The following is a 20607-nucleotide window of genomic DNA, read 5'->3' on the forward strand; positions in this document are numbered from 1 at the left end:
GGCTACGAGCAGGTCCGCTCCGTGACGGCGTGGCTCGCGGGCGACATGGTCTCCGCGTCGAAGGTGGATCTCGTGCTTCCCGCGACGGGTGTGTGCTCCACCGACAGCGGTAGCGGAGGCGGATGCTGCTCGTGACGACGGTGCGTTCCATGCAGGCGTCGGACTGGCCCGACGTCGAGCGGATCTACGCGGAGGGCATCGCCGACGGCGAAGCGACCTTCGAGACCCACACGCCCGACTGGGGCGTGTTCGATGCCGGCAAGCTCGACGTCGGGCGGCTGGTCGCCGTCGACGAACTTGGGCACATCATCGGGTGGATCGCGGCATCGGCCGTCTCTTCACGACCCGTCTACGTCGGTGTCGTGGAGCACTCCGTCTACATCTCGCGGTCCGGCCGCGGGCGAGGCGTTGGAAAGCTCCTCCTCGCCGCGTTCGTGACCGCGTGCGAGGCCGCCGGTGTCTGGACCATCCAGTCCAGCATCTTCCCCGAGAACGCCGCCAGTGCCCGGCTTCACGAGGCCGCCGGATTCCGAGTTGTGGGACGTCGCGAACGCATCGCCCGTGCGGGTGTGGGGCCTCATGCGGGCGCCTGGCGGGACACCTTGCTGATTGAACGACGAAGCGCCATCACCGGAGCGGACTGAGATGGAGTACGCCGTCATCCGTCGGCACCTCTCGGCAAGTCGCGTCGCGATGCTCGAGCTAGTGCAGGAATCGCACCCCGCGAGCCGAGACGAGATTCTGTCCGCCTGGACACATGTACTCGGGGGTATCGGCCGTGGCGCGGACTGGAATGCGCGAGCGGTCGACCAACTCCTCTGGCAGTTGGAGAACCTCGAATGGATCGCCGGTCGAGATGGCGAATTCGAAGTCACCGGCGTCGGGCAGCGGGCGCTCGAGGTTGCCGATCGCCGGGGTGTCGCCCTTCGCCGATAGACTGAGGTCTATGAATCGCGCCGCTGATGTCGGGCTCACGGCCCTCGGCGATCCCACGCGCGCGCGCATCTTGCGCCTCATCCGCGAGTCCGAAGACGGCCGTGCGCTGGTCGGCAACCTCGCCACCGTTCTCGAGCTGCGCCAACCCACGGTGAGCCACCACATGAAGGCGCTGCACGATGAGGGCATCGTCGTCCGCGAGCCGGACGGTCGGCGAGTTTGGTACTCGATCGCGCCGGAGCATGCCGAGCGCGTGGACGCGCTCCTCGGTGACAGCCCCGGCTCGGCCTCACCTCCGGATCTGCAACGCATCTCCGACGATCTCGCCTTGCGGTTCCGGGGCGTCTTCAGTGCCGAGACTGTCCGCGCGACCGTCGACGACAGCTACACGCTTCTCGCGCGTGCGGGCACCTCGACCACCCTCGGCAGCCGCGTCGCCACCTTCGCGTCAACCCGGCTGGAAGCGCTCGCGCGTGCGGAAGGATCACCGCACGGCATCCCCAGCGTGCTCTTCGTCTGCGTGCAGAACGCCGGCAGGTCACAACTCGCCGCAGGGATTCTGCGGCAGCTCGCCGGCGACCGGCTCGTCGTTCGCACCGCGGGCTCAGCGCCCGCAGGGGATGTGCGGCAGTCGATCGCGACGGCGCTGGAAGAGATCGGGATCCCCCTCGCCGGAGAGTTCCCCAAACCCCTCACCGATGAGGCTGTCCGCGCCGCCGACGTCGTCGTCACGATGGGCTGCGGCGACGCGTGTCCCATCTACCCCGGCCGCCGGTATCTCGATTGGGACCTCGAGGACCCTGTCGGCAAACCGCTCGAGCAGGTCCGAGTGATCCGCAAACACATCGAAGCTCGCGTGCGGGAACTTCTTGCCGACCTGATTCCAGAACACGCGGTCGCTGGAAAATAGATAGATGGTGGTCTATGCTTTCTCGTGAGAGAAAGTGAGTCCGTCATGAGCTCTAAGCCAACAGTCCTCTTCGTGTGCGTCCACAACGCCGGCCGCTCCCAGATGGCGGCGGGCTACCTTCGCGCGCTCGGCGGCGATGCAATCGAGGTCCTCTCCGCGGGCTCGGCACCCAAGGACACCATCAACCCCGTCGCGATCGACGCGATGGCCGAAGAGGGCATCGACATCGCGGATAACACCCCGAAAATCCTCACCGTCGACGCGGTACGTGAGTCCGACGTCGTGATCACGATGGGCTGCGGCGACGCGTGCCCAATCTTCCCCGGAAAGCGCTACGAGGACTGGGAGCTCGACGACCCGGCAGGTCAGGGGATCGAGGCGGTGCGCCCGATCCGCGACGAGATCCGCTCCCGCGTCGAGGTCCTTCTGTCCGAGCTGCTGCCCACAAGAGACGCGGCATGAGCACCCGCACGACCGGCCTCCGCGCCCGGTCATCACTTCAGCGACGTCGGGCGACCATGGGCGGGAGTGCGCTCGTTCTCTCGGCAGCATTCGCCCTGACTGGCTGCGTCGCAGGCAACGCAGTGGAGGAGGGCGCGCTCGAAGGCACGATTCTGACGGATGGGTCGTCCACCGTCGCGCCGCTCACGGACGCCGCCCGCGACCTGTTCGCGGCCACCCAGCCGGACGTCGAGATCAAAGTGTCCATCACCGGCACGACCGCCGGCTTCCGCGCCTTCTGCGACGGCACCACCGAGATCGCCAACGCCTCCCGCGCCATCACCGACGACGAAATCGCGGCGTGTGAGGAGAGCGGCATCGAGTACACGGAGATCGTCGTCGCCAACGACGGCATCAGCGTGATCCTCAACCCGGCGAACGACTGGGCGACCGACCTCACCGTCGAACAACTGGCCACCATCTGGTCGCCGGAGTCCGAGGGCGAGGTAACCACGTGGAGTCAGATCGATCCGTCGTTCCCAGACGAGCCGCTCACCCTGTTCGGGCCGGGCGTCGACTCGGGCACTCTCGACTTCTTCACGGCCGCCATCACGGGCGAGGAAGACGCGATCCGAGGAGACTACAGCGCTTCCGAAGATGACAACAGCACCGTCGAAGGCGTGAGCAAGAATCTCGGTGCGACCGGATTCCTCGGCTTGAGCTACGTCGAAGAGAATGAGGGCGCCATCGTCGCGGCATCCATCGACGGAGTCGCTCCGACCTCTGACACCGTGCAGGACGGCAGCTACTCGCCCCTCAGCCGTCCGCTCTTCATCTACGTCAGAAACTCCGCCTACGCCGCCCGGCCGGAGGTCCGCGCCTTCGTCGACTTCTACGTCGACAACGCGCTCGACATCGCCGATCGCGCCTTGTTCGTTCCGCTCACGAACGACCAGGTCGATCTCGCTCAGGAAGAGCTCGCGACCCTGCACTGAACCGTCCGCTCCACTCAGAGCGCCGACACCGACTCGCCTGCCACCGACCGAGACAGGAAATCCCACCATGCACATCGTCGCCATCGGCGGCAGCGACGCGGGCATCTCCGCCGCGCTGCGCGCCCGCGAACTCGACCCAACGGTCGACGTGACCGTCGTCGTCGCCGACGCCTACCCGAACTACTCGATCTGCGGCATCCCGTACTACTTCTCCGGGGACGTCCAGCCGTGGCAATCCCTCGCACATCGCACCCACGCCGACCTCGAAGCGACGGGGATGAGGCTGCGACTCAACACTCTCGCCGCGCGCATCGACCCGCAGGCACGCCGTCTTGCGGTCCGCGACGAGCGCGGCGAGTCCGAGATCAGCTATGACGAGCTGATCGTCGGCACCGGAGCGCTTCCCTCATACGCAGGCATCGCCGGCCTCGAAGCGCTCGGACCCGACGACGGCGTGCACGTGATCCACTCCATGGGTGACACCTTCGCACTCGACGCACACCTCACGCGCCGCCACCCCCGCACAGCGATCATCATCGGCGCCGGCTACGTCGGCCTGGAGATGGCCGAGGGCTTCCGAGCCCGCGGGATGCGCGTCACCCAGCTTCAGCGCGGACCCGAGGTGCTCTCCACGCTCGACCCCGACCTCGCCTCGATCGTGCACGACGAACTCGTCGAGCACGGCGTCGACGTGCGCACGCACACGGTCGTGAAGGGCGTCGAGAAGTCGAGCAACGGCCTCGTGGTCCACGCGGAGCACCACGGCGAGCCGGTCGCTCACACCGCCGATCTGGTCCTCGCCGTCGTCGGCGTGCGTCCCAACACGTCCCTGCTCGAGACCGCCGGCGCGCAGCTCGGAGCGGGTCGCGCGGTCGTCGTCGACGAGCAGATGCGTACCGGCATCCCGCATGTCTTCGCAGCAGGCGACGGCATCGTCACTCACCATCGCCTCCTGGGAGTGACGTATCTGCCGCTCGGGACGACCGCGCACAAGCAGGGCCGGATCGCGGGGGAGAACGCCCTCGGAGGAGCAGCGCGCTTCGCGGGCTCTGTCGGCACGCAGGTCGTGAAGGTCTTCGACGTCGTCGCCGCCCGCACGGGACTGCGCGAGCACGAAGCGCGGGCAGCAGGCCACGACCCCTTGACGACGCAGACCGTCGCCGACGACCACAAGCGGTACTACCCGGGAGCCCAATCCATCAGCATTCGCATCACCGGCGACCGTCAGAACGGCCTGCTGCTCGGCGCGCAGCTCGTCGGACGACTTGGCACGGAGACCGCGAAGCGCGTCGATACCTACGCCGCCGCCCTCTTCGCCGGTCTCACCGTCGAGCAGATCAGCGACCTGGATCTCTCGTACACCCCACCGCTCGGGTCGCCATGGGACGCCGTTCAGACGGCAGCGCAGACCTGGACCCGCACGCACCGAACCACTGGAGTGACCGCATGACCACGCCACCCACCGTCCTGTTCATCTGTCAGCACAACGCAGGCCGCTCGCAGATGGGCGCGCATCTACTCGATCTGGTCGCCCCTGGGGCGTTCCTGAGCACGAGCGCCGGCCTCAACCCCGCTGACGAGATCAACCCGATCGTCGCGCAGGCCCTCGAGGAAGTCGGCGCCGACGCGACGGCTGCGAAGCCTCGACAGGTGACCATCGGAGACCTGTCGGCGGCTGATGTGGTGGTGACGATGAAGCCGGGACTTCAGCTGCCCGGACCCGTCGTCGGCCGACGGATCGAGTGGGAGTTCCCGAACCCGGAACAGTGGGATCTGGTCGGTGTGCGCTCGATGCGCGACGCGATCGCGGCGCAGATTCGCACACTCCTCGATGAGCTGAAGGTGCCGGCGGTGTAGCTGTCGCGCCCGCGTTCCGCTCAGGCGACCGACCGCTCCGGGCGGTAGTCGCAGACGGCGCACGTGCCATCGACAGATTGTCCGGGTTAGACGCTCTGAGACGTCCCGACGCTCGATCAGGGGCTGAGCAGAATGCCCGCAAACGGCGCGAAACCTTCGATTTTCAACCTCGAAAAGGGTTGTCAATGAAGGTCAACTGTGCAACGGAGAAAAATCAGGTTGCGATCCCTTGAAAACACTGGGATCGGGGTGGCGGAGGATAGGGGATTCGAACTCTCATTTTCCCACCTGCGAATGCCCGTTTTTGCCGCGGAATTACGCGGTGTTCGCGGACTCGCTGTCGTGGCACACCAGCATCCCCCTGCCTGAAGATGCAAGTAAATACGCGGGTGGATTTCCGTAACTGTGCCTTAACTGTGCCACGGGCGAACCGGGCGTTCATTAGCGACTCGAGGCGCGTGGCCGTACTAGACGCTCATTAGACGTTCTGTCCTGTGACGGGGCAACGTCGTTCGTTGAGTCGAGACGGCGCACCCTCCTGTCATCACTTGGCACAGTGTGTGAAAGTGAACTCGGAGGACAGGGAATGCGGCAACCGATTCGCGACCAGCTCGGTGAGGCTGGTCAAAGCGCCGTGCAGCTGTTCTTCAACGATCTCGGATGGGGGCCTCTGCCGACCGGAAAACACGACCTGGGTACCGATCTGTTCGTTCAAGTCAGGGACGCCGACCTCACCGATCTTGGAATGCTGCTCGGCGTTCAGGTCAAGACCGGCGATAGCTGGTTCCGCGAGGTGACGACCCAGGATGGTCGACCCGGGTGGTGGTTCCGTGAATCGGCTCTGGGCCATGAGAGCTACTGGGTGAACCATCACATTCCGCACATCCTGGTGATGCAGGATCAGTCGAGGACGCGGCAGGTATGGGCTCGCCTAAACCGAGCATCGGTGAAACGCACCGCCCAAGGGCTACGTGTTTTTGTGCCAGCGGATCAGACAGTGAATGCAGGCGTCGCCCCATTGTGGGCGACGATCGCAGCCGAAGCTCGAGAAGGACACTCGTTTGAGGGCGCGCGATGGAGCTTCGAGATCTCTGACGTTGATCAGGACGAATGGCCGCGATATGCGCTCTTGGCATCTCGGATCGTGGCGCCGCATCCGAACCGCGGAGTGGGCGACCGGCTCGATTGGCCACAGGCCGTCGCGCTGTGCGTTCAAGCAAACCCAATGGCCTGGGCGGAGGTCGCGGAGAACCGCCCAGAGATTCCGACGGTAGCGGACGCTCGCGTCTCGGAGGATCCCGGTTGGCGGTTCGCTGCCGCGATCCACGCTTGGGTTTCCGGATCGACCTCGGAGTTGGAGAAGCTCAACGAATCGACTCTCCCCAAGCCCTTGCAGGTCGCGACCGCCGTTTGCGTCGCGGCTATCCTCGCAGACCGTGACGATTGGCCAGCCGCGACTGATGTGCTCCGTCAGGTTCGTCGCGAGAACGAATCCTCAGCCGACCAAGCGTGGGTCGCTGTCCAGCTGGGATGGGCTCTTTTCGAGCAAGGGCGAATCGATGACGCGCGTGTTCAGTTTGAGGCCAGTTTGGCAATGCACGGAGCCTTCTCATCCAGCCTCACTAACTCGGCCATTCGATCGGCGGGTATTCTTTGGCTTTTTGACATGGCGCCGGCCTTCACCGGCGACCTGGCGTCTGCCGCTCAGGCATCCGACACGACACTGAGTTGGTGGAACACGCAGCAGGTGGAGGACGCACTGAATGACTATCTGCGCCGCGCGTTCAAACGCTGGGCCCACGACGCATCGATATCCATCGGCGCTTCCGATTCGACGCACAATAATCTCTTCAGCGCCGACCTTGCATCGCGACTTGCAGGCAACCGACGGGCAAGTCGGTACGCACGTTACCTCCGGGCCATGGCCGGACTCTCACTGCCGGGTGCGCACGCCGGGCCGGAGGATCAACTCGAATTGCTGAGGCGATCGGGCTACCCCGATCAACTGAAACTTGCTCTCCGACATTTCCGCGATGTCGGTCCGCTGAGCATCGTCGTCCGGTACATGACCGAGGTGACCCTCCGTAATGCGACGACAACATCGCTGCGAGCCGATCTGAAGTCGTTGTCCATCGCTGGGTCGTACTCCAGCGAAGATTCCGCCCGTGCGTGGATCGACTATCTCCTAGGTGTGCTCTATGAGTCGACAGAGTTCACCTCAAGGTTCAACATTGAGAGCGCGATCGATTGGGATGTGCTCGATGCTCTGAGCGGCCTTCGACTGCACATGGGCGAACCGCACATTAGTCAGGTGCTTGATTACGCTCTCAGCCTCGATGAGGACTCAACTCAGCTACTCGAGAGGCCCCTGCACCGACTGCTCGGCACACCCGAGACCAGAGGCTCCGCGGCTGTTCGCGATCGCACGAGTGAGATCGTGCGTCGAGGTATGAACGTGTCGCCGACCAGTTGGATTCGAACACTATTGCTCAACATCGCGGCCGATCACGACGGAGGTGCGCGGGAGGATGTGTCGCAGCGAATTCTGCGCGGCGATCTGACGGGTCTACCCTCCGGTTTTCGAATTGAGTCGATGAGTTCGGAGGAGGCGCGGTCCGTTGTGGTGGCGTGCAGTGAACGCATCCTCGCCTACACCGGTGAAACGAACAGGATCACGGTAGGTGAGTTGGATTCCTATCTCCTTCTCGCTCAGGTAGCCGTGTTTGGTCCTGCAGAGGTCGCGGCAACCGCGTGGGAGCCTCTAATCGCGGGCATCGCGGAGCACGACGCCATACACAATAGGAAGACAGATGCGATCGACTTCCTGGCCGCGCACAACGCAGAGATTCCTCGCGGGTGCTTGCCCACGCTGCTCGCGGCCTCGAAAGAAATCAGCGATGCGCCGGCGAGCGATCTGACGCTGCTGTTCGCCCGTCACCTTCAACCGGTGGGTCCCGCGTTTGCTCGATTGCGGCTTGCGCTCTCTGATGCAACTGGGGCTGAGTGGTGGGACGTTGAAGTGGCGCGCTTGCTGTCGGGATCCTCGGACGAACGTTGCGCCGCAGTCAAGGTCATATCGGACCGCGGTGGCCATGCGCTGCTGCTGCTCGCACTCACCCGAGACGCTGACTCGGATGTGTCCGGCCTCGCGGTATCGGCGCTTGCAACTCTGTCTGCGAAGGACGAGCGCGTGGCCGAAACGACGGTGCCCGAACTTCTGAAACTGATGGAGAACGGAGGCGAGGATGTCGCACTGCACATCGGCGGGGGTTTGCTTGGGGTGAAGGGGGCGGTGGATCAGGTGCAGTCTCTGATAGATGGCCTTCGAGGGCACGAGTCGCTTCGAATCCGTAGTTTGACCAACGTCTTCGACGGGTGACGATGCAGGCTAAGGGTGACGCTCGCTGCTCAGACCGCTCCAGTCGATGATGCCATTCGCTTTGATAGAGCCTGACGACTCAGACCAGTGCGCGTGGCCAGAGAGGACCACGAGACTTCTTGCTTCCTTAGGTGTGCCACCAACATGTCTCGCTCGCGGAGGAGCGCTGCCTCGTCGCGGTGGAGCTTGGAAAGTGACTTCGATATCTCGCTGAGCCGTTTCAGCTCCGATATCTGCGCCTTCTTCTTTTCCCATGGTGTTGACGCAGTCTTGGTCACTTGTCGAGGTAGCCGTGCGGCCACCGCGGCATCCGGGCGAAGAGGTGTCTCGCTCGAGATCGAGCTTCGGAACGAACTGCCGTCCATCCTGCTGCTGGTCCCACTAACTGGCGCTGGCGTGACATGTGCGTTGACAATCCGGACTGTCTCAGGGCTATTGCGATCGACGTTCGCGAGGGCGGCAGCCGCGCGACCTCCCACCAATTTTCGCTGTTTATAGCGTCCTCGAGCCATGTAACCAGGTTGACACGCGATCGCAGTCGAGACAAGGGATCCGAGCGCGGTCACTTTTAGTGCCTGCGTGCATTGCTGTCTTCATTGCTGTTTTCGTTTTTGGGTGTCGGGCCCGCCGGGCGAATTGGCATTGACTGCGGCGCCCGGCGGACCAGAGTCATTTCTTCGCGGTGGGCTCTCTTCGTACTTTGATGAGTGCTCCCGCCGCGAGGAAGACGAGAGCCGCGACCGGCTGGACGATGGTCCAGACGATGCCTTCGAAGGGGAAAGGGAGGACCGGGTTCCAGAGCACGGCGATAGCGAGGAACACCGGCGGCCACCACCATTGCTTGGCCTGGATGGCGAACCATCCGACGATGACGGCGAGGATCGAGACGAGGAACAGGACGAGCATGTCCCAGTCGCCACCGAGGATCGCCGGCGCGAGGAACAGCGTGGCCGCGGCGACGAGACTGGGCGCGAGGGCGTTCCGCTGGTACGGGGATGCTACGCGCTTGGGTTTGGTCATCGGTCGATAGCCTCCGCCTGTGTCTCATGTGGTGCCGACCCACGACCTATCAACGCCGAGTTTCGTCGACGCGCGAAGGTCGCGATCAGCAGCATGACGATACCCACACCGAGAGCGACGTCGGCGAGGTTCCCGATGAACAGGTCACCGTAAGCGAGGAAGTCCACGACGTGACCGCGACCGAACGCGGGCGGCGCGAAGAGCCGATCGATGAGGTTGCCGATCGCGCCTCCGAGGATGAGGCCCAGCGCAAGCGCAGTCGTGACAGAGCGCGTCCGTGTCGCGGCGAAGATGATCAGTGCGACCGCTGCCACGCCCACGAGCGTCAGCAGCCACGTGACACCGGACCCGAGGGACAGTATTGCGCCCGGGTTGAATGCGAGCTGGAAGCCGAGCAGGTCTCCGATGAGGGGGATGCGCTCGGTTTCGCTGAGCTTCTCGAGCGCGAGCGCCTTGCTGCCCTGGTCGATCACGACGGCGACGGCCGCGACGATGCAGGCCAGGGCGAATCGGCGCACCGTTCCGCTACTCGCCATCATCCTGCATCTCCTGCTCGAGTCGATCGCGACGACGACGTTCACGCGCCACCATCAGAATCACAATGACCGCACCACCGAGGATGAGCGCACCGGTGACGGCGGCGAGCGTCGGCAGCAGCGCGCCCCCTCCGGTCGGCTCGCCGTGGCCTGCCGCTCCCGTGTCGTTGTTTGAGGAGGTCGTGGGTTCTGGTGTGGGCGTCTCGGATGCGGTCGGTTCGGCTGTCGCGGTCGGTGTGATCGTCGCAGCGACGGTGTACGAGTACTCACCGCTGATCGGATGGCCGTCGCTGGAGACGACCTTCCAGCGCACGGTGAAGAGCCCGTTCGGTGCGGTGTCCGCGAGATGCTGCATCACGAAGACGTCGTCCTGCGCGGAGGGCGGGTCCTCGGCGTAGTTCTCGCCGTCGGAGCCGATCACCTCGATCACCATCGACGCAGGGTCCGGGTTCAGCGCCGCGTTGAAGGTGAGCGTGATCTCTGCGGGCGAGGCATCGACGGTGCTGTCGGCAATGGGAAATGTCGACACGAGCTGGTCGTGTGCTGCGGCCGGGGCGGCGACCGCGAGCGAGACGGATGCGCCGAGGAGGAGTGCGGTGAGGGCGACGACAGTGCGTCGGAGAGTTCTAGCCATGAGTGGTGTGTTCTCCTGGGTGGGATGCGGGTTCGAGCTGGAAAGTGGAATGTTCGACACTGACCGGGAAGTGGTCGGCGACACACTCCTGCAGTGACCGGAGCAGCTGTGCTGAGTCCTCGGCAGTGAGCCCGTCGTCGACGACGACGTGAGCCGTGAGCGTCGGAAGATCCGTGGACACTTGCGAGGCATGCAGATCATGGAGCGCGACGACATGTGGCAGGGCGAGGATGTGCTTGCGTACGTCGGCGAGATCGAGTCCGGGCGGTGTGCTCTCGAGGAGGACGCTCCCCGATGCGCGCAGCAGGATGAGTGTGCGGGGGATGATCAGCAGGGCGATGAGGATGCCGGCGATGGCGTCTGCCTGGTACCAGCCGAGAGTGGCGATCAGGATGGCGCTCACGATGACGGCGACGGAGCCGAGCGCGTCATTCATCACCTCGAGGAATGCAGCGCGCATGTTGAGGTTCTGCTTGCGCCCGCCCATCAGCACGATCAACGAGATGACGTTGGCGACAAGACCGACGATGCCGAAGAACAACAGGCTTCCGGACGCGATCTCCGGAGGTTCGAAGACTCGACGAATACCTTCGACGAGCGCGAAGATTCCCACGGCGAGCAGGAGAGCGGCCTGCGCGAGCGCGCCCAGAACCTCGGCGCGGCGCAGTCCCCAGGTGTGCCGGTCCGATGGAGGCCGGTTCATTAGATGCGCGGCTGTCACGGCGAGGGCGAGCCCGATGACATCGGTGAGCATGTGGGTCGCATCGACGAGCAGCGCGAGGCTGCCCGTGATGATCGCCCCGAACACCTCGACGACGAACACCGACGCGGTGATCGAGAATGCGATGATCAGGCGGTTGCGCGGGGTCGCCTCGCCGCTCGACGCGTGGCTGTGATCGGCTCCCATGAGCTGCTCCTTTAGGGGCGGTTAATGACGTGGTGGGCGATGGCGGAGGCGTCACGGCTGACGCCCGCGATAGTTCCGGACCCTCGTCGCCCGAATGAGGGCATCCCGCAGACGAACAGGCCGGCGATGTCGGTGAGAGTCGGGCGTCTGCGCCGATCCGCTACTGCCGTCGGCAGCCACTCGTCCGCCGGCAGGAAGCCGGTCGCGAAGATGACCGAATGCGGCGACAGCTGGCTCCCGTCAGCGAGTTCGACTTGAGCTCCGTTTGCCCCGGTGACCGCAGGCACGACGGTGACGCCCGCCCTGCTCAGGTCGGCGGCAGAGTCACCGAACAGCGGCTCGAGGCGAGCGGGGCTCGATCGGATGGGTGGCCGGCCACCTGCCGATCGCGGGTATCGTCCGATCGAGCGCCGCGCGCGGTTCGACCGCACCGCGAGCGTGACAGAATGCGACTCGCACAGCTCCCGGGCGAGCTGTGCGCCGCTGTTTCCGCCGCCGACGATGAGGACCTCGCCGTCGGGGATCTGGCGTGGGTAGAGGTACTCGGCGCTGTGGAGCCGAACACCGGGGACGGTCAGATTCGTCGCCCAGCTTGGGATCTGGGGACGGCTTGCGGCGCCAGTCGCGCAGATGACGTTGCGCGTTTGTACGCTGCCTTCGGCTGTCGTGAGCGAGAGCGTCGCGCCCGTGCCGTGCCGCTCGACTCCTGTTGCGGGGATGCCCCACCGCGTCTCGATCCCGAGGCGGGCTTCAAGGCCAGCGAGGTAGTCGTTCATCTCGTCGGCGCGTAGTCGGCGCCGCTGGTCTCCTGCGTGCGGGAAGGACGCGAGTGCGCTGTGCCGCGCGTCGCTGAGAAGGAGCATGGAGTGCCATCGCGTGCTCCAGCTTCGTTCAGTCGGTCGGGCGGCATCCATCACCACGAAGTCCTGCTGAGGGCGCAATCCTTCCGCCATCAAGGCTGCGGCGACCGCCAGTCCCGATTGGCCGGCGCCGACTATGATCGCGCGCCGATGCGATAATCCCGTCGTCATCGCTCTGATCCGCTCACAGCCTGCTCGATCGCATTGGGGAGGTCGTCCCAGCTTTCGATCGTGAGCTGCTTCCCGTCGACGAAGAACGTGGGTGTGCTGCTGACTCCGAGAGCGCTTCCCTCGTTGAAGTCCATCTGTACGCGGGCGAGCGTCACCGGATCGGCGACTGCGGTGTCGTAGGCCTCCATGTCGAGACCGAGCTCTTCGGCGAACCCGCGGAAGACGTCGGCGCGGGATTCGCGCGCTTCTCCCCACTCGGTCTGCGTCTCGAAGAGACGATGGTACATGTCCTCGAATCGGCCCTGTTGCGCGGCGGCTTCGGCGGCGAGTGCCGCGTTCGTGGAGTTGGTGTGACCGGGGAGGGGGAAGTAGCGGACGATGTACGTGATCTGGCCGGCGTACTGTTCGCGGATGTCTTCGACGAGCGGATAGAAGGCACCGCACGCTTCGCACTCGAAGTCGAGGAATTCCACGACGGTGACGGCACCTTCACCGCCGTCGTCGAGGACGTGGGAACTGGCGCGGACGACTTGAGGTTCTTCGCCGTCCGTCTTCGGCGGTGCGGTGAGACTTTGATTCACCAGGAAAAGGACGAGTGCAGCGAGCAGAAGCAGGGCGAGAACGGAACCGGTGACGATGGTCACCTTGACAGGGGTTTTCAACGGGTATCTCCATGGGCGCAGATGGACAGGTCAATGCCCGGAGCAATCGCCGGGCGTGGGGCCGTCGCAAAAGACGGCCCACCTGTCTCAGGTGCGGGAGACGGAGAGTTGAGCGAGGGTAAGGGGCTGACGAGCAGGAGCGATCCGAACGACGTAAGCCGAGATCGCCCGGGCGACCACGCCCAGGAAGGGAGAATGCCCTCGCAGGACGAAGAACCGGAGGAACGCGACGAGCAGGATCGTGCAGAAGATGCCGAGCAGGCAACCGACCGCCCCCACCAGGAGTGTCGATTCATCCGCCCAGGCGGATGCAGGAATCGTCGAGCCGCCGAGTCCCGGGAGCGCTTCTGCATCTCCGGTGGCCGTGCTCACCAAGGCGACATCCAAGGGCGAAGCCGTCGAGGCCGCCGCGGTTACCGTTCCATCCACTTCGGAATGAACGGCCGACCAGGCGCCGATCACGAGAAGGAGCGCGAGCCCTAGGCACGTAATGATCTTCGTTATCAGAAGTCGCTCGTTGAGGATCCTCAGCGGTCGGGAGCGCGCCGAGGAGAGCATGTCAGGGTCAGAATACCTAATCATCTTGACCGTTTCCGCACGGTGAGCGCGCATTACGTGACCCAGCACGCTTTCACGGTGCCCGTCGTGGCTTCGGCCACTGTCGGGATGGTCTCGGTGAACGTTCGTGTGACGAGCTCGGAAGACGGATACTCGACGACCCGCCAGCCCACGACGCCGAAGTCTTCGTCGAGCGCCTGGATGGCGCACGCGACGCTCGCGCCCGTGGGCGGTGTGACTTGGAACGACACCGTGACGGTTCGCTCATCAACCAGGCGGAACCCCATCTCGTCGAAACCGACGTCGTCGGTCGCGTTCGAGATCGTGAGCCACGCCAGGGCGGCGATGGATGTCGCAGCGACGAGAGCGACCGCGATCCAGAATGCGCGTCGACGATGCGGGCGAGGTCGGCGGCCGTAGCGTTCGGCGAGCTGCTGAGGGGTGGTCAACGTCTGGATGCCTCAGCCGGCGTTCACTTGGAGCCAGGCGAGCGAGTCGACCGCCCGTCCGTCGAGGTAGACCTCGAAGTGAAGATGATTGGCAGTGGAGCGGCCGGTGCTGCCCACGAGGCCGAGGAGCTGGCCGGCAGAGACCGTCTGGCCGCTTGAGACCTGACGGCTGCCTGTCTGCATGTGTGGGTAGACCGTGCTCACTCGCTGACCGTTCAGCACGGATTCGAGAACGACGGTCACGCCGTAGGCGCCATAGCTGTCCTGTGAGATTCTCACCACGCCATCGACTGATGCGTAGACGGGTGTGCCACCCGCGGCGAGCATGTCCGTACCCATGTGTGCTCCGCCACGCGCTCCGAACCCGTCACCCACTCTGAAGGGTCCACCGACGGGCCAGCGCACGAGACCGCTGCCCGGCGACACCATGCTGTAGTCGAAGGGGATCGCGGCGCTGCGAGCTGACGCACGGGCGCGGGCGGCGGCGGCTTCGGCGGCCTTCTTCTGGTCGATCTCCTCCTGCGTGGTCGCCGCATACCCTTCGCGGGTGAACGGCGTCGCAGATGCGTCCGAGGCGATCACGAGGGACTGTGCGTCATCGAAAGCGACCTGATGCAGAGTGCTGGTTGGTTCGTCCGCAGCCTGCCACGCCCCGTAGGCCGGCAGAGCGACGGTCGCGATGAGGCCGCTCACCATCGCGAACACGGCCACGGTCCGGACCACGCGTGGGCGCGGAGAGTGAGTCTGCCGTGGCACCTGGGCAGCCACGTCATCCGCGGTGTCGGTGACAAGCTGTGGGCGCACGGCCGTCTGGTTTCGGCGCGCGCGCCGTGTGAGAGGTGCGGGGTGTAGATCGTCTTCGGGAGTGGTGATCTCGTCGACCATGAGGTCCTCCTTCATGTCGGGTCAGATGGCAACGCCGCGGGCGGCGAGGAAGTCGATCGGGTTGACGGGTCGGCCGTTGAGGTACGTCTCGAAGTGCAGGTTGCATCCGAACGAGTTGCCGGTGCTTCCTTCGCTGGCGATGAGGTCGCCGGCGTTCACCCGCTGGCCGTATCTGACGTGGAATCCGCCGTCACGGATGTGCGCGTAGCCGGTCCCCACCCCGCCGCCGTGGTCGATTTTGATGTAGTTGCCATACCCGCCGTTGGGCCCGGCGTAGACGACCGTGCCCCCGGCTGCCGCGTAGATCGCCGCGCCGCAGCCAGCACTGAGATCGACGCCGTAGTGGTAGCTGGTCGAGCAGTAGCCATTGCCGCATTGGGAGCTGCGCGGACCGAACGCGGAAGTGCGGCGTCCGCGGGTAGGTCGTGACCACCCGGACGCGCTGACGCCACCACCAGCTGCGGCGAGGCGTTCGGCTTCCGCCCGCTCCGCCGCTCGACGTCGCTCTTCGGCCAGTCGCGCAGCCTCGACACCGGCCTGGTAGCTGGCGACGGTCTTGGCGGTGGTGTCCTGGAGGGCGGCGAGTTGGGCCTCCAGTTCACCGCGACGCAGCGTCTGAGTTTCCAGTGCCACCTCGGCCTCCTCTGCGGCCCGCTGCGCCTCCGCCATTCTCTGCTCGGCGACCTGTTGCAGCCGGTCACGTTCGTCGCGGGCGACGGCAGATTGATCGCTCAGGTTCTGGGCGGCGTTGCGCGCGGTGAGCGCCGTCGCATAGACGTCCTGGTTTCGTTCGAGGAGTCTGTCCAGCGTGGACAGGCGGGTGAGCAGGTCATCCGCGTCGGTGGCCGATTCGGAGAGAAACAGTTCCAGGGACGCTGTGTCGCCGCCGTCGCGGTAGAGGTGTGCGGCGATGCGTCCCGCGCGGTCCGACGCGGTGGCCGCGATCGCCGCCTGCTGATCCGCTTGGGCTTGCAGGGTGTCCGCGCGTTCAGCCGCGGCGAAGTAGTCCTGCTGAGCTACGTAGAACGCGTCCGCCGTCTGCTGAGCGATGGCGCGTGTGCGCTCGACTTCTGAGGTCAGGCCACGGATCAGTTCCGTGATCCGTTCGACCTGCGCAGCCTTTGCGGCCTCATTCGCTTTCGCTGCTTGCACGTCGTCCCAGGACGGATAGGAGGCGGCAAACGCAGGGCGAAGGGACAGCCCGGCGAGAGGGATGGCTGCCACGACTCCGAGCGCCCCGAGTCCCAGCGCAGTGCGCCGTGTGACGGTCTTGTGTGCGGGATCGGCGCGGGCGGCGATCTGGCGGTCTTCCGGCCGGCGACCCGTCGGCTTCGTTTGGATCAAGGCGGTCGTCTTCTCAGGGAGGTGAGTCTGATCCATCAGGCACCCTTTCGGCGCAGGCTGTCGAGGTAGTCGTTGTAGGCGTCGAGCTCGGGGTCGCCGTGCGCGTCGGCGTACCGGGCGTCGGCGGCGTCGCGCGCAGTGTCGTCGCGAAACCAGCGGTGCATGACGAACATCAGCATCAGGAGCGTGGGCGCTTCGCCGTACGACCACGCGAGCCCGCCTGCGAGCCGCTGGTCCTCGATCGGATCTATCCCCATCGCGATCGTCGTCGCGGCGAACTGATCGACGAGGAGGCCAGATGCCATCATCAGGAAGACGCCGAAGAACGCGTGCAGTGCTGCTTCGGCGAAGACATCGAGTGCTCGACCACCGTGGCTGAGGCGTACCGGGAGAGGATCGGCGGAGAGCACCGGAATGGTGAACAGGATCCCGGTCACGAGAAATGCGAGCTCGAGCGCCGCGTGACCTCCGGGTAGGGCCAGGATGCCGTCGGCGAGGTTCGCGAGGTAGAGGCCGTAGAACGTGAACAGATAGAGCGGCAATGCGACCCAGGGGCTCAGCATCCAGCGGGCTACCCTGCTGCGCAGACTCCTGTGGGCGATCCGGAGAATCCCACCTCCGGCGCCGTGATGCGGGGTCGCGCGCAGAAGTAACGTTCCGGGGGAGCCGAGCACCAGCAGCGGGGGGATCGCCATCATCAGGGTGAGCTGCTGGAACATGAACACCGACAGCAGTGCGTAGCCGTACGCTTCGACCGCCAACCCGGTGGCCGCGGCCAACAGGGCGCACCCGAGGAGGAAGCTGACCGTCCGCCACACCGGCCATCTCCGTCCTCGCATCCACAGCCGTAGCGCACCGGTGAGGTACGCGCCACCGAGCGCGAGAGCTAACAGGGGAAGGAGCGGAAATGACAGCGGCCCTGGTCCGACGAAGTCCAGTAGCGTCGGCGGCACGTCGGGGGTCCAGCCGTTCATCGTGGCTCTCCTTCGCCCAGGGACCCGCGGTACTTCTCGGCGTGACGCGAGGCGAAGTCGGCGACGGCTCGCGCGAGCGTGGGGTCCTCGCCACGAGCGAGCCCCGCATACTCGACGTGGACGCCGTCTCCATTGGGCCGCGCTCTGACCCAGACTCGTCGGCGTGGCACCAGCAGTCCGGCGAAGAGGCCCGCAGTGGCGAGCATCGAGAAGGCGAGCACCCAACCGCTGCTGGGATCGTTCTGGATCTGCAACGACGCGAACCGCTTGACGGGTTCGGCATCGCCGGCACTCTCCCACGTGATCGTTCCCCAGCCGTTCGGGAGGTCGACGGTCTCTCCCAGAGTGAGTTCAAGGGAGTCGGACCCCGTGTCGCCCCCGGTGCGCTGTGTGAGACCGGCGACGTCCAGCGTGTATACCGACCGAGGAGTGCCGTCGTCGATTCCGAGGTCGCCGCTGAAGACATTGAAGGTGAGGATCGGGTCGACGACGTCGGGGTAGATCGATGTGAACGCACCAGAGGGCAGCACGCCCTTCGTCGGATAGAAGAATCCGACGAGACCGAGTTGCTCCGGCATCCCATCAGGGATCTTGATGATCCCGAGCGAGGTCATGTTGGAGTCCTGTGGCAGGAACGGCTGAGACTCGTTGTAGACGATCTCGCCGCTTGCGTCGCGCACGGTGAGCGTCGGCGCGTAGCCATTGCCGAGCAGGTAGATGCGGTCGCCTTCGACCGTGATCGGATAGTTCACAACGACGCTGGCCGCCAGATCGTCCGTTCCGGGCCGGCGGACGGTGACGTCCGCGGCGAAGTCACCGGCCTGTCCGGCACCCGGCGCGCCAGGCAGTTGGTAGGAGACGCGGAAGTCATCCAGGCTCAGTGAGTACGGGGCGAGCTTGGTGCCGTCGATGAACCGCCCGGCGTCGAAAGAGGAGTAGTCGCTGAGCGCGTTCACGAACGTCGTGCCCTCCACGACAACGCGCTGGCCGGTGTACGCGAACGACCCTCCGATGGCGACGGATCCGAGGACGCCGATCAATGCGACGTGGAAGATGAGGTTGCCGGTCTCACGAAGGTATCCTCGCTCGGCTGAGACCGATGACGAATCGCGACCGTCGTAGCGCTGCACGCGATATCCACCGGCGCGGAGCAGACTCTCGGCGAGATCGATCGACTCCGCGGCGGAGTTCGTTGTGTTGCCAGGGAGCCTCGCTTCCCGGTAGTCAGCTAGGCGCGAAAGACGGGCAGGAGTGCGCGGGGGGAGCGCACGAAGAGCCTTGTAGTGGTGGCGGGCGCGCGGGATGACACAGCCGATAAGCGAAGCGAACAGGAGCAGGTAGATCGCCGAGAACCACGGCGAGGCGTAGACGTCGAACAGGCCGACCGCATCCGCGAGGGGAAAGGCCTCGGGGTTGGTGCGCTCCCACTGGATCACACCATTGGGGTCGGCGCCGCGCTGCGGAAACAACGACCCAGGGACGGCCGCGATCGCGAGGAGGAGGAGCAGGAGCAGCGCAGAGCGCATGCTGGTCAGCTGCCGCCACGCCCACCGCATCCACCCGACCGCTCCCAGCACGGGCGGGCTCACATCGGCCGGGCGGCCATCAGCGTCGGCGTGGTCGCTCGGACGCAGCGGGTCGAACTGCGTGTCGGCCTCAGAGCGGGAGGGGGACATTGATCACCACCTGCTGCAGAGCCGACATCAGAGCGGTCCAGATGCCCGTCGCCATGAGCAGTCCGAGGGCGATGAGGAGCGCGCCGCCGATGATGTTGAGCAGTCTGATGTGGCGTCGCAGGAACCCGACGGAGTGCGCGGCCCATCCCCAACCGAGCGCGAGGAGGAGGAACGGGATGCCGAGTCCCAGCGAGTAAGCCAACCCGAGCAGTCCGGCACGGACCGGATCACCCAGATTCCAGGAGATGGACAAGATCGCGGCGAGGGTCGGGCCGATGCATGGCGTCCATCCGACGCCGAGCGCAAAGCCGAGAAGCGGGGCGCCGATCAGACCTGCCCGACCTTGAATGCGAGGGCGCAGCGTGCGTTGAGCGATTCCGAAGAGCCCCACGAACACGAGCCCGAGCAGGATGATCACGACGCCGAAGACGCGCGTCAGCACGTTCGCGTACTCCAGCAGAAGCAGTCCGAAAGCTCCGCCGAGGACGGTCACCGCGACGAACACCACGGTGAACCCGAAGATGAACAGAGTCACGCCGAGCATGAGCCGCGCCCGCTCCGCACGTGCCTCGTCGTTCCCACCGGTCGAAGGGCGCTCGCGGCTGGTTGTTGATGCGCCGCCGAGATAGCCCAGATATCCGGGCACCAAGGGCAGCACGCAGGGGGAGAGGAACGAGACGAACCCGGCGAGCAGGGCGAGCGGCAGCCCAACCCAGAGCGCGCCGTCGATGACCGCGGCTCCCGAGGTCATGGCGACTCGCCCAAGGTGTCCGCGACCAGCGTGGACAGGATGGATGCGCTGGCGAGTTGGCCGATGATCCGCGCGGCCACACGACCTTCGCGGTCCAGTACCAGAGTCGTCGGCGTCGCCTGAATGGGTGTGACTTCCGCGAATGCGAGCTTGACCTTGCCGTTGTTGACGTCGATCACACTGGGGTAGGTGATGTTGTTGTCGCGCGCGAACGAGAGGGCGGTAGCCGGCTGGTCGTAGGTGTTCACGCCGAGGAACTCGACGTCCTCGCCTTGATAGTCCTGCCAAACCTCTTCGAGGAGCGGCGCCTCGACGATGCAGGGACCGCACGCGGCATACCAGAAGTTGACAACCAGGATGCCGCCCCGGAAGCCGTCGCTCGTGACGCGCTCGCCCGTCTCGGTCGTACCGTCGAAGGTGACTGGCTCACCCCGATCGGCTTCCGCGATCTCGACGACCTGGAAGTCGCCGGATATGTATCCCTTGGCGTTGCCGTCGCGGTACTGCTCCGCGAGGTTGTCGTTGCTGCTACATCCCACCAGGACGGCAGCGAAAATCGGCAGCGCGGCGACGAACGTGCGGCGCCGGGTGCGGGAGGAAAGTCGATTGGCGCGCGCGGGTGCGCCGCGGGCGACGTCGTCGGACGTCGCCTTCTCGGAGGC

At 65.5% G+C, this 20607-nt stretch carries 22 protein-coding genes; 8 read left to right on the forward strand and 14 right to left on the reverse strand.

Going from position 1 to position 20607, the window contains the following annotated elements:
* Window positions 1–122: 122 nt before the first annotated feature.
* From ACTIFV_RS05890 to ACTIFV_RS05925, 8 genes are all read left to right on the forward strand, one after another.
* Complete coding sequence (locus ACTIFV_RS05890) at window positions 123–644, forward strand: GNAT family N-acetyltransferase (RefSeq protein ID WP_439591850.1); 522 nt, start codon at window positions 123–125, stop codon at window positions 642–644.
* A gap of 1 nt (window position 645) precedes the next feature.
* Window positions 646–936 (forward strand): hypothetical protein, encoded by a 291-nt coding sequence (locus tag ACTIFV_RS05895; RefSeq protein WP_439591851.1) that lies wholly within the window; start codon window positions 646–648, stop codon window positions 934–936.
* A 10-nt stretch (window positions 937–946) separates the two neighbouring features.
* Window positions 947–1846: a metalloregulator ArsR/SmtB family transcription factor gene (locus ACTIFV_RS05900; protein ID WP_439591852.1), complete on the forward strand. Its 900-nt coding sequence runs from the start codon at window positions 947–949 to the stop codon at window positions 1844–1846.
* Window positions 1847–1891: 45 nt separating this feature from the next.
* Complete coding sequence (locus ACTIFV_RS05905) at window positions 1892–2308, forward strand: arsenate reductase ArsC (protein WP_439591853.1); 417 nt, start codon at window positions 1892–1894, stop codon at window positions 2306–2308.
* On the forward strand, window positions 2305–3282 hold the full coding sequence (locus ACTIFV_RS05910) for a PstS family phosphate ABC transporter substrate-binding protein (protein ID WP_439591854.1): 978 nt from the start codon (window positions 2305–2307) through the stop codon (window positions 3280–3282). Before ACTIFV_RS05905 ends, ACTIFV_RS05910 begins: the two co-directional genes overlap by 4 nt.
* 67 nt (window positions 3283–3349) lie before the next feature.
* Window positions 3350–4732 (forward strand): FAD-dependent oxidoreductase, encoded by a 1383-nt coding sequence (locus tag ACTIFV_RS05915; protein WP_439591855.1) that lies wholly within the window; start codon window positions 3350–3352, stop codon window positions 4730–4732.
* A complete protein-coding gene (locus ACTIFV_RS05920; RefSeq protein WP_439591856.1) occupies window positions 4729–5139 on the forward strand; it encodes a low molecular weight phosphatase family protein in 411 nt (136 codons plus the stop codon). The genes ACTIFV_RS05915 and ACTIFV_RS05920 overlap by 4 nt, the downstream gene beginning before the upstream one ends.
* A 586-nt stretch (window positions 5140–5725) precedes the next feature.
* Window positions 5726–8518 carry a DUF4365 domain-containing protein gene (locus ACTIFV_RS05925; protein WP_439591857.1) on the forward strand — a complete coding sequence of 931 codons (2793 nt, stop codon included), beginning with the start codon at window positions 5726–5728 and terminating at the stop codon, window positions 8516–8518.
* Between the two features lie 669 nt (window positions 8519–9187).
* Here the strand turns inward: ACTIFV_RS05925 and ACTIFV_RS05930 are convergent.
* From ACTIFV_RS05930 to ACTIFV_RS05995, 14 genes are all read right to left on the reverse strand, one after another.
* Window positions 9188–9538 (reverse strand): DUF6804 family protein, encoded by a 351-nt coding sequence (locus ACTIFV_RS05930; protein ID WP_439591858.1) that lies wholly within the window; start codon window positions 9536–9538, stop codon window positions 9188–9190.
* On the reverse strand, window positions 9535–10077 hold the full coding sequence (lspA, locus tag ACTIFV_RS05935; RefSeq protein WP_439591859.1) for a signal peptidase II: 543 nt from the start codon (window positions 10075–10077) through the stop codon (window positions 9535–9537). Before lspA ends, ACTIFV_RS05930 begins: the two co-directional genes overlap by 4 nt.
* Window positions 10064–10708, reverse strand: coding sequence for a copper resistance CopC family protein (locus ACTIFV_RS05940; RefSeq protein ID WP_439591860.1), 645 nt, complete (start codon window positions 10706–10708; stop codon window positions 10064–10066). The genes lspA and ACTIFV_RS05940 overlap by 14 nt, the downstream gene beginning before the upstream one ends.
* Complete coding sequence (locus ACTIFV_RS05945) at window positions 10701–11615, reverse strand: cation diffusion facilitator family transporter (RefSeq protein WP_439591861.1); 915 nt, start codon at window positions 11613–11615, stop codon at window positions 10701–10703. Before ACTIFV_RS05945 ends, ACTIFV_RS05940 begins: the two co-directional genes overlap by 8 nt.
* Before the next feature lie 11 nt (window positions 11616–11626).
* Window positions 11627–12646 carry an NAD(P)-binding domain-containing protein gene (locus tag ACTIFV_RS05950; RefSeq protein ID WP_439591862.1) on the reverse strand — a complete coding sequence of 340 codons (1020 nt, stop codon included), beginning with the start codon at window positions 12644–12646 and terminating at the stop codon, window positions 11627–11629.
* A complete protein-coding gene (locus ACTIFV_RS05955; protein WP_439591863.1) occupies window positions 12643–13308 on the reverse strand; it encodes a DsbA family protein in 666 nt (221 codons plus the stop codon). The genes ACTIFV_RS05950 and ACTIFV_RS05955 overlap by 4 nt, the downstream gene beginning before the upstream one ends.
* Before the next feature lie 87 nt (window positions 13309–13395).
* A complete protein-coding gene (locus ACTIFV_RS05960; protein WP_439591864.1) occupies window positions 13396–13866 on the reverse strand; it encodes a hypothetical protein in 471 nt (156 codons plus the stop codon).
* Between the two features lie 53 nt (window positions 13867–13919).
* On the reverse strand, window positions 13920–14315 hold the full coding sequence (locus ACTIFV_RS05965) for a DUF4307 domain-containing protein (protein ID WP_439591865.1): 396 nt from the start codon (window positions 14313–14315) through the stop codon (window positions 13920–13922).
* A 12-nt stretch (window positions 14316–14327) separates the two neighbouring features.
* Complete coding sequence (locus ACTIFV_RS05970) at window positions 14328–15200, reverse strand: M23 family metallopeptidase (protein WP_439591866.1); 873 nt, start codon at window positions 15198–15200, stop codon at window positions 14328–14330.
* A 21-nt stretch (window positions 15201–15221) separates the two neighbouring features.
* Window positions 15222–16580, reverse strand: coding sequence for a peptidoglycan DD-metalloendopeptidase family protein (locus ACTIFV_RS05975; protein ID WP_439591867.1), 1359 nt, complete (start codon window positions 16578–16580; stop codon window positions 15222–15224).
* Window positions 16580–17518: a cytochrome c oxidase assembly protein gene (locus ACTIFV_RS05980; RefSeq protein ID WP_439591868.1), complete on the reverse strand. Its 939-nt coding sequence runs from the start codon at window positions 17516–17518 to the stop codon at window positions 16580–16582. The genes ACTIFV_RS05975 and ACTIFV_RS05980 overlap by 1 nt, the downstream gene beginning before the upstream one ends.
* Window positions 17515–19194, reverse strand: a complete 1680-nt coding sequence (resB, locus tag ACTIFV_RS05985) for a cytochrome c biogenesis protein ResB (protein WP_439591869.1) — start codon at window positions 19192–19194, stop codon at window positions 17515–17517. Before resB ends, ACTIFV_RS05980 begins: the two co-directional genes overlap by 4 nt.
* On the reverse strand, window positions 19175–19945 hold the full coding sequence (locus ACTIFV_RS05990; protein WP_439591870.1) for a cytochrome c biogenesis CcdA family protein: 771 nt from the start codon (window positions 19943–19945) through the stop codon (window positions 19175–19177). Before ACTIFV_RS05990 ends, resB begins: the two co-directional genes overlap by 20 nt.
* Window positions 19942–20508 carry a TlpA family protein disulfide reductase gene (locus ACTIFV_RS05995; RefSeq protein WP_439592296.1) on the reverse strand — a complete coding sequence of 189 codons (567 nt, stop codon included), beginning with the start codon at window positions 20506–20508 and terminating at the stop codon, window positions 19942–19944. The genes ACTIFV_RS05990 and ACTIFV_RS05995 overlap by 4 nt, the downstream gene beginning before the upstream one ends.
* Window positions 20509–20607 lie beyond the last annotated feature (99 nt).

Source organism: Microbacterium sp., from assembly GCF_051860965.1.
Taxonomy (GTDB): Bacteria; Actinomycetota; Actinomycetes; order Actinomycetales; family Microbacteriaceae; genus Microbacterium.